This window comes from Mycolicibacterium madagascariense, assembly GCF_010729665.1.
Classification (GTDB): domain Bacteria; phylum Actinomycetota; class Actinomycetes; order Mycobacteriales; family Mycobacteriaceae; genus Mycobacterium; species Mycobacterium madagascariense.
Window position 1 is genome coordinate 2,496,039 of sequence record NZ_AP022610.1, and the last position, 7,941, is coordinate 2,503,979.

At 70.4% G+C, this 7,941-nt stretch carries 10 protein-coding genes; 2 read left to right on the forward strand and 8 right to left on the reverse strand.

The window, feature by feature from the left end; genetic code table 11:
- Nucleotides 1-2: 2 nt before the first annotated feature.
- The gene (locus G6N60_RS11935; RefSeq protein WP_163737032.1) at nucleotides 3-755 is read right to left on the reverse strand and encodes an SDR family oxidoreductase; all 753 of its coding nucleotides are present in this window, start codon (nucleotides 753-755) and stop codon (nucleotides 3-5) included.
- Between the two features lie 121 nt (nucleotides 756-876).
- Here G6N60_RS11935 and G6N60_RS11940 point away from each other — a divergent pair, with 121 nt between their 5' ends.
- On the forward strand, nucleotides 877-1,545 hold the full coding sequence (locus tag G6N60_RS11940) for a DsbA family protein (RefSeq protein ID WP_163737035.1): 669 nt from the start codon (nucleotides 877-879) through the stop codon (nucleotides 1,543-1,545).
- 12 nt (nucleotides 1,546-1,557) lie between these two features.
- On the opposite strand, the gene G6N60_RS11945 is transcribed toward G6N60_RS11940, so the two are convergent.
- The 7 genes from G6N60_RS11945 to G6N60_RS11975 all read right to left on the reverse strand — a co-directional run bounded on the left by G6N60_RS11945 (nucleotide 1,558) and on the right by G6N60_RS11975 (nucleotide 7,187).
- The gene (locus tag G6N60_RS11945) at nucleotides 1,558-1,947 is read right to left on the reverse strand and encodes a DUF6319 family protein (protein ID WP_163737039.1); all 390 of its coding nucleotides are present in this window, start codon (nucleotides 1,945-1,947) and stop codon (nucleotides 1,558-1,560) included.
- A gap of 76 nt (nucleotides 1,948-2,023) precedes the next feature.
- On the reverse strand, nucleotides 2,024-2,416 hold the full coding sequence (rbsD, locus tag G6N60_RS11950; RefSeq protein WP_163737042.1) for a D-ribose pyranase: 393 nt from the start codon (nucleotides 2,414-2,416) through the stop codon (nucleotides 2,024-2,026).
- The gene (locus tag G6N60_RS11955; RefSeq protein ID WP_163743837.1) at nucleotides 2,413-3,321 is read right to left on the reverse strand and encodes a ribokinase; all 909 of its coding nucleotides are present in this window, start codon (nucleotides 3,319-3,321) and stop codon (nucleotides 2,413-2,415) included. Before G6N60_RS11955 ends, rbsD begins: the two co-directional genes overlap by 4 nt.
- Nucleotides 3,314-4,087 carry an ATP-binding cassette domain-containing protein gene (locus G6N60_RS11960; RefSeq protein ID WP_163737045.1) on the reverse strand — a complete coding sequence of 258 codons (774 nt, stop codon included), beginning with the start codon at nucleotides 4,085-4,087 and terminating at the stop codon, nucleotides 3,314-3,316. Before G6N60_RS11960 ends, G6N60_RS11955 begins: the two co-directional genes overlap by 8 nt.
- A gap of 7 nt (nucleotides 4,088-4,094) precedes the next feature.
- Nucleotides 4,095-5,066, reverse strand: a complete 972-nt coding sequence (locus G6N60_RS11965) for an ABC transporter permease (protein WP_163737049.1) — start codon at nucleotides 5,064-5,066, stop codon at nucleotides 4,095-4,097.
- Nucleotides 5,066-6,103: a sugar ABC transporter substrate-binding protein gene (locus G6N60_RS11970; protein WP_163737054.1), complete on the reverse strand. Its 1,038-nt coding sequence runs from the start codon at nucleotides 6,101-6,103 to the stop codon at nucleotides 5,066-5,068. The genes G6N60_RS11965 and G6N60_RS11970 overlap by 1 nt, the downstream gene beginning before the upstream one ends.
- Before the next feature lie 13 nt (nucleotides 6,104-6,116).
- Nucleotides 6,117-7,187, reverse strand: coding sequence for a LacI family DNA-binding transcriptional regulator (locus G6N60_RS11975; RefSeq protein ID WP_163737057.1), 1,071 nt, complete (start codon nucleotides 7,185-7,187; stop codon nucleotides 6,117-6,119).
- 503 nt (nucleotides 7,188-7,690) lie between these two features.
- On the opposite strand from G6N60_RS11975, the gene G6N60_RS11980 reads away from it, so the two are divergent.
- Nucleotides 7,691-7,915: an MbtH family protein gene (locus G6N60_RS11980; RefSeq protein WP_163737060.1), complete on the forward strand. Its 225-nt coding sequence runs from the start codon at nucleotides 7,691-7,693 to the stop codon at nucleotides 7,913-7,915.
- Nucleotides 7,916-7,941 lie beyond the last annotated feature (26 nt).

Sequence of the window (7,941 nt, forward strand, 5' to 3'; positions counted from 1 at the left end):
GGTCAGTTCGTCTGTTCGGTGGGCCGCACCAGGATCTCGTTCACGGCGGCATGGGCCGGCTGGGTGACCATGTAGACGACCGCGGCGGCGATGTCCTCCGGATGCAGCGGCTCTCCCGTGGTCGCGTCGGGGGCGCCCTTGCCCCCGCCGGTCGTCATCTCGGTGCGCACCACTCCCGGTTCGATCACCCCGACCCGAATCCGCTTGCTGCTCAACTCCTGTCGCAGCGCCTCGGAGAACGCGCCGACGGCGTGCTTGGTCGCCGAATAGACGTTGCTGGAGGGTGACGGCACGCGGCGTCCGGCCACCGAACTGATCGTGACGACGTCGGCGACGCCCCGGCCCGCGTCCGCGGCGGCCAGCACGTAGGGCAGCGCCGCGTGGGTGGTGTTGAGCACCCCGTTGACGTTGACGTCGATCATGCGGTGCCAGTCGTCGAGGTCGGCCTCCACGGCCGGGCCGTTCGCGAGGAAGCCCGCGTTGTTCACCAGCACGTCGATGCGGCCGAACTCGTCACCCACCGCGCGTACGGCGGCGCCGACCGCGGCCGCATCGGTGACGTCCACCTCGTAGGCGCGGGCGCTGCCCCCGTCGGCGGCGATCTCCGCCACCAGATCGTGCAGGCGGTCGAGGCGCCGGGACAGCACGGCGACCGTGGCGCCCTCGGACGCCAGTGCGCGCGCGGCGGCCCAGCCGATGCCGCTGGAGGCACCCGTCACCAGCGCGATCGCGCCGTCGAGTCGGCCAGTGGTCATGTCGCTCCTCGGATTCTTGTCGGGTGGGCTAGCGCAACGCCCGGGTCCAACGCCGTCGGGCGGGCCCTTGTTCCGTGCCGGTGCGCACAGCGGGTGGGGCCGACGCGGGCATGATGGAGCGATGACCGCGACACTGGCCCACCGTCCGCTGCGTGCCCTCGGGGCGGCGCTGGCCGTGCTGGCGGTCCTGCTGGTGTGCGGGGCGTCCGGGGGAGTGGCCCGTGCGGCGGTGGCCGCGCCGGCCGGCAACGTCCTCTCGATCGGCGACCCCGACGCGCTCGGCCAGATCGACCTCTACGTCGATCCGCTGTGCCCGTTCAGCGGCCGGATGGTGCAGACCAAGGGTGCCGAGATCGCCAGGCGGTTGGCTGCCGGGACGCTGCGCGTCAACCTGCGCTTCGTGGACTTCCTCGACAAGCGTTCGGCCAGCGGCACGTACGACGACCGCGCGATCTACGCCGCCTACGTGGTGGCCGACCAGTCGCGCTCGAGTGACACGACGTGGCAGTTCGTCGAGCGCATCTACTCCAAGGACCTGCAGCCCAAGGAGAAGGGGGCCACCGACCTCGGCAACGACCAACTCGCCCAGGTGGCCGACACCGTGGGCGCGCCGCCGCAGGCCGGGAATCTGATCAGGGTCGGCCTGCCGATCGGCTATGACGCGCGGGCCATCGCTGCCGCCAACTACGATGCGCTGCACCAGTTCCCGAAGCCGGGGGTACCGCTCGTCGTCATCGACGGTCAACCGGTCGACGGGGAGTCGGACTGGTTGGCCCGTCTACCGGGCTGACGAACCCCGCCCTCAGTCCAGGTCGGCGAGCGCCCTGCGCGCCGCCTCCAGTTCGGCTTCCAGCGCGGCGATCTTGGCGGCCTGCTGGGCGCGCGCCTCCTCGATCACCGCGTCGATCGGCGTGGCGAGGTCCTCGTGGAGTTCCCTCGCCGCTCGCGAGACGGCGGCGGCCGCGACCGCGAGGTCCTTGGCGAGGAATGTGGTGCCCTGGCGCAGCTCGGCGCGCCACTCGCCGTCGGCGGTGCCGGTCACGGTCAGCGTCAACTCGAGCGTCCTGGTCTTCCTGCCCGACGCGCGCTTCGCGGGGGCCTTGCGCTCCGCGGAGGGGGTCTCCGAAGCGAACGGGCTTGGCGCCGAGTCGTTTTCGACTGGGGTGGGTGCGATCATGGTGTCGATGGTCATCGTGGGGCATACTCCTCGTCGATGGCGCCCGCGCGGCGCGGGCCGGCTGCCGTTAGAACACACGTTCGACGCGGAATCAGCCGAAGGGCACCCCGGCGCGGCACAGCACGTTGGCGAAGAACGTGTCCTCGCCGGTCCGCACCGCGAAGGCGGCGTCGAGCACCGCGGCCTTGAACGCCCCGTGCTCGATCAGCTCCGGCGCGAGCCCGAGCTCCACGACGTGGCGGTGGACGTGGGGGCTGACCGTGGCGACGTCGGCCGACATCCAGCTGTGCTCGACCACCACCTCGCCGAGCACCGTCGCGGTGACGTCGGCGAACGTGGCCTGACCGTAGCGGTAGCCGAGGTCGATGCACGGAGTGTCCGGTCGCAGCGGCAGTCCCGCGTCGCAGACGACGAACGTGTCGGTATGGCGCAGTGCGGCGATGCGACGGGCCAACTCGGCGTGGATGATTCCGGTGCGCTTCACGGGTGCGCCTCCGTCGGGCAGGACGCGAAGTCCGGGTAGGAGTCCTGGGCGCCGACCGCCTGCACGGCGAGTGACCCCGCGATCACGCCCCGGCGGGCCGCCTCCACCAGCGGATCGCCCGCGGCCAGGCGGGCGGCCAGCACGCCGGTGAAGGCGTCGCCGGCGCCGGTGGTGTCGACGACGTCGGTGCGCGGTGCGGGCAGCGTCGTCGTCACGCCGTCGGCCGCGGTGACGATCGCTCCCCGCGCGCCCCGGGTGGTCACGACCGCCCCGACGCCCCGGCCGCGCAGCGCGTCGTGTGCCGCAGAGATGCCGTCCTCGTCGGTGACCCCGTCGAGTCCCGCGACGACCGCCAGCTCGTGTTCGTTGACGACGAGGACGTCGCAGCGGGCCAGCAGCGGGCCGGGCAGCATGGCGGCCGGCGCGGCGTTGAGCACGAACAGGCCCGTGGTGCGATCGGCGGCAGCGTGCACGACCTCGACGGGAATCTCCAACTGCGCCAACATGACTGCGGCCGTACCGATCGAGGCGGGTAGCGTGTCCGCCGCCCAGTGGTGATTGGCCCCCGCGATGACGACGATGGTGTTGTCCTGCTCTGCCACGGTGATCCAGGCCGTCCCCGTGACGTGGGCGTCGAGCACCGCCACGTCGTCGGTCGAGACCCCGCGCTGGACGAGGCGCTCCCGGGCCCGCGCCCCGTCGGCGTCGTCACCGGTGCCGGCCACCATCGCGACCGTGGCGCCCGCAAGTGCCGCGGCCACGGCCTGATTGGCGCCCTTGCCGCCCACCGACGAGCTGACCGAGGTGCCCATGATGGTCTCCCCGGGGCGGGGAAAGCGCGGGGCGGTCACGACGTGGTCGACGTTGATCGAACCCACCACGACGACGGACGGCGCCTCAGGCATCGTCGTCACCGGCGATCGCCCCCGTGATCAGACCGACGAGTTCGTCACCGGTGGTCTCGCTCGTGGCGCGGTGCGCCGCCGTCCTGCCGCGCCGCAGCACCCAGGCGCTGTCGGCGACGCGCATGACCTGACCCATGTCGTGGCTGACCAGCAGGACGGTCACCCCGTTGTCACGCAGCCGGGTGATCAGCTTCTCCACCGCGGCGGTCTCGCGGACGCCGAGCGCGGCGGTCGGCTCGTCCATGATGACCAGTGTGGTGCCCCAGTTGGCGGCGCGCGCGATGGCGACGCTCTGCCGCTGGCCGCCCGACATGCGGCGCACGGTGGCGCGGACGTCGGGCACGTCGACGTCGAGATCGGCGAGGATCGTCGTGCTCTCGGCGATCATCTCCTTCTTGTTCAGCACCCGGAACGGCACGACGCCGCGGGTCAGCTCGCGGTTCAGGAACAGGTTCTGCCAGACCTGCAGATCCTCGATCAAGCCGAGGTCCTGATACACCGTCTCGATGCCGAGATGCCTTGCGTCGTCCGGTGATTGGAGTCTGATGGGCTCACCGCGGAACAGGATCTCGCCGTCGTCGGGTGGGTGCACCCCGGTCAGGCAGCGCACCAGGGTCGACTTGCCGGCGCCGTTGTCGCCGAGCAGCGCGGTGACCCGGCCCTGCGAGAGGGTCAGGTTCACGCCCCGCAGCGCGCGTACGGCGTCGAAGGACTTGGTGACGCCACGGACGTCGACCAGCGGCGCCCCGTCCGTCGGATCGGTCACGATGAGCTCATTTCTGGAACCGGGAGATGAAGGCGGCGCCGAGCACGACGGCGCCGACGGCCACGGGCTGGTAGTTCTGCGAGATGCCGATCAGCGTGAAGCCGTTGATCAGGCTGGTGAGCAGTACCGCTCCCACCGCCGATCCCAGGACGGACGCGCGGCCGCCGAACAGGCTGGAGCCACCGAGGACCACCGCGGCGATCGAGGACAGCAGCAGGTCGGTCTGCAGGCTGGGGTCAGCGCCCCCGGTGCGGGCGACCAGCAGGATGCCCGCCACCCCGCACGCCAGGCCGGACAGGACGTAGGCCAGCATCCTGATCCGCCCGACGTCGATGCCAGTTCCCCTGGCCGCCTCCAGGTTTCCGCCCGTGGCCAGCAGATGCGTCCCGGTCTTGGTGGCGAACAGCAGGAACGCCACGAAGAGGGCGGCGATGATCGCGACCAGCCAGAACCACCGCACCGGCCCGACGCCGTCCAGCGCCAGCCCCTGCAGGAACGGCGACGACACCGCGACGGTGTTGCCTCCCGTCAGCAGCAGGGTGGCCCCACTGACCACCGACAGACTGCCGAGGGTGACGATGAAGTCGGTCATGCCCAGGCGAGCGATCAGCAGCCCGTTGATCAGGCCGACGATTCCGCCCGCGACGAGCGCCAGCAGCATCGACACCGCGAGGTTGACCCCGTGGGTGTAGGCGAAGCCCAACGTGGCTGCGGCCCAAGGCAAGTTGGAGCCCACCGACAGGTCGATGCCCGCGACGGCGACGACCACCTGCTGGCCCATCGCGAGCACCATCAGGATCGAGGCGGAGACGAGCAGGTCGGTCAGGTTCGCCACGGTGAGGAAGTGCGGCGTCGCGATGAAGAAGACGACGAAGACGATGACGAGCCCGATCGGGGCGGCGTATCTGGCCGCCGCCCCGACCGACGGTCGCGTGCGCGCGGTGCGCCCGGCGGTCGGCGCGGCGGTCGCCGTGGCCATCACTTCCCGCCGGTGATCGGGTTGTCATACGGCTCGAACGGCTGCGGGAAGGCCGCGAGCGCCTTGTCGACGTTGGACGCGTCGATCAGCACGATGGGCGCGACGACGCGGGCGGGAACCGGCTTCTTGGCGGCCAGGTTCGCGCACGCCTGCACGGCCATTTGGCCTTCGGCATAAGGGTATTGGCTGATGGTCCCCGACAGGGTGCCGTCCTTGACCGCCTGCAGCGCCGCGGTGATGCCGTCGACGGAGATGATGGAGATCGCACCCGACTTGCCCGCGTTCTTCACCGCCTGGGCCGCGCCAAGACCCATCGTGTCGTTGGCCGCGAAGATGCCCTTGATGGTCGGGTGCGCGCGGAGCAGGTCCGCGGTGACGGTGAGCGCGGTGTTCTGGTCGTAGTTGGCGGGCTGGGTGGCGACGATCTGCACCTTGCCCTGCGTCGCCTGAGTGAACCCGGCGAGACGGTTGATCCCGTTCTGCTCGCCGGCGATGCCCTGCAGCACGGCCACGTCGCCGCCACCGCCCATGGCCTTCATCAGGGCCTGACCCGCCTGCTGGCCGGCCGACAGATTGTCCGCGCCGATGAACGATGCGTAGGACACCCCGGCGGCCTTGGACGCGTCCGCACTGATCTGCGTGTCGAGGTTCAGGATCGGAATGTTCTTCCTGGCCACCGGAACCAGCGGGGTGATGACGTTGGTGTCGTTGACCGGGACGACGCCGAAGCAGTCGTAGTCCTGCGCCGCGAGTGCGGAAATCTTGGTGTTCTCCCCGGTCGAGTCGGTCTCGGAGCTACCCGCTTGGACGGTGACGTCCAGACCCTGCTTCTTGGCCTCGGCCATCGCCCCGTCGCGCAGCGCCGCCCAGTAGGGATTGGTGAAGTCGCGCGTGACGATGGCGATGCGGGGACCGGCGCTGGCCGTGCTCTCGCCACCGGACCCCCGGTTGCATCCCGCCGACGTCAACGCCAGTGTCGTGGCCAGGGCGGCGACGGCCGCGACGCGGCACCGTCGTCGGCTGAGGGGGTTCGTCATGATGCTTCCTTTCTCATCGGCGTCGCCGTGGTGGCGACGGCCGGGGGTCGAATTCTGGTGCTGGACCGCAGGATTGGCGTCGGACGACCCGGCAGGCCGGGAAGGCGCCGTGGGCCGGGCGGCCGGCCAGCAGCGCCAGCATGGCGTCCACGGCGGCGGTGGCCATCGCGTCGACGGGCTGCGCCACCGCGGCGAGCGGCGGGTCGAACAGGTCGAACCACGGCGCGTCGTCGAACCCGACGAGGGAGACGTCCCGCGGCACCCGCAGGCCCGCCTGCCGCAGACCCTTGAGCGCACCGACCGCCATCAGGCCGTCGGCGGCGAAGATGGCCGTCGGGGGACGGGTCCGCCGCATCAGCCCGATGGCGGCCGTCGCCCCGCTGTCCTGCCGGAAATCTCCTTCGACGACGGAGATCTCGCCATGGGCGACGCCGCGGCCCACCAGTGCCTCGACGAGCAGATCGCGGCGTTCGCGACCCACCTGGGTCTGCAGCGGGGGAGCGATGATGCCGATGCGCCGATGCCCGAGAGCGGTCAGCCACTCGGCGACCTCGGCGAGCGCGGCGCCGGGGTCACTGCGCACGACGGGACAGTCGCGAAGGTGACGGGCGGCGGCGTCGCGGCCGGTCACCTCGATCGGCCGGTCCAGCAGGACCAGGCGGGCCCCGGCCGCACCCGCCCGGTGCAGGCCGGGGGTCATGGCCGAGGTCGGCACGACGATCACGCCGTCGACCTGACGGCCGTCGAGGAGGTTCAGCAGGTATTCGTCCTGGCGTTCGGGGTCCTCGTCGCTGTTGCAGAGCACCAGCGAGTGCGACGACGTCGCCGCGGCCCGCTGAATGGCGCCGGCGAGGTCGGCGAAGAACGGGTTGGCGACGTCGCTGACGACGAGGCCGATCGTGCGGGTCGACGCGGTGCGCAGGGCCCTGGCCCCCACGTGCGGCCGGTATCCCATCTCGCGCGCGGCCCGTTCGACGTTGAGGCGCGTGGCCTGCGAGATGCGCGGGTCTCCCGCGAGGGCCAGCGAGACGGTGGCCGACGAGACGCCCGCCCGCTCCGCCACGTCCTTCATCCGGACCGCCACCCCCGCTCCTTTGCGAGTTCAATCGATTAACTAACCGAGTGTGACATGGGTCTCATCAGACCGTCAAGGCTCGTAGCGACCCGCGGCTCGGCGGAGGCCGCCGCGGTACGGGTGGCCCGGCCGTCCGCCGGAGGATTCAGCAAACTCCGGCCGATCCGCGGCGACCGCGTGAACGCCACGCTGCGGCGATCGAGTCCGGCAGAGCGAAATCGCAGGCGCACAGTCTGCGCTCAGGGACGGCTGCAACAATCGATCCGGCCCGTCGGCAATGGCGGAAATAGCGCCGGTTCCGACGACTCAGAAATTTGATTCACGACTCCCAGGAATGGACCTGAACTTCACGAATTGAATCAATAATGGGCCAGAATGCGGAGAAATGCCGCGCCGTCGATCGGCGGCAATATTAGCTCGCATCGGCGGTTCGCGAGCATCCGCCCCGACGGGTAGCATTCGGCCGGCAGACGGATCGACATGAAGTGACGTCAATTGTCCTGGAGGGCATCGTGTCTAACAACCCGTTCGATGACGAGAATGGCAGCTTCGTCGTCCTCATCAATGACGAAGAGCAGCACAGCCTGTGGCCCACCTTTGCCGATATCCCCGACGGATGGCGGGTCGTCTTCGGCGAGGCCGATCGCTCCTCGTGTCTGAACTACATCGACCGGGAATGGACCGACATTCGGCCCAAGAGTCTGCGCGACAGATTGGCCGAACACCAGCGCAATTAATCGTCCATCTGTCCAATCGGGGGTAG

Excerpts from the sequence above, each read along its gene's own strand:
- G6N60_RS11935 (WP_163737032.1), bottom strand. The coding sequence starts at position 755 with ATGACCACTGGCCGACTCGACGGCGCGATCGCGCTGGTGACGGGTGCC.
- G6N60_RS11940 (WP_163737035.1), top strand. The coding sequence starts at position 877 with ATGACCGCGACACTGGCCCACCGTCCGCTGCGTGCCCTCGGGGCGGCG.
- G6N60_RS11945 (WP_163737039.1), bottom strand. The coding sequence starts at position 1,947 with ATGACCATCGACACCATGATCGCACCCACCCCAGTCGAAAACGACTCG.
- G6N60_RS11955 (WP_163743837.1), bottom strand. The coding sequence starts at position 3,321 with ATGCCTGAGGCGCCGTCCGTCGTCGTGGTGGGTTCGATCAACGTCGAC.
- G6N60_RS11965 (WP_163737049.1), bottom strand. The coding sequence starts at position 5,066 with ATGGCCACGGCGACCGCCGCGCCGACCGCCGGGCGCACCGCGCGCACG.
- G6N60_RS11970 (WP_163737054.1), bottom strand. The coding sequence starts at position 6,103 with ATGACGAACCCCCTCAGCCGACGACGGTGCCGCGTCGCGGCCGTCGCC.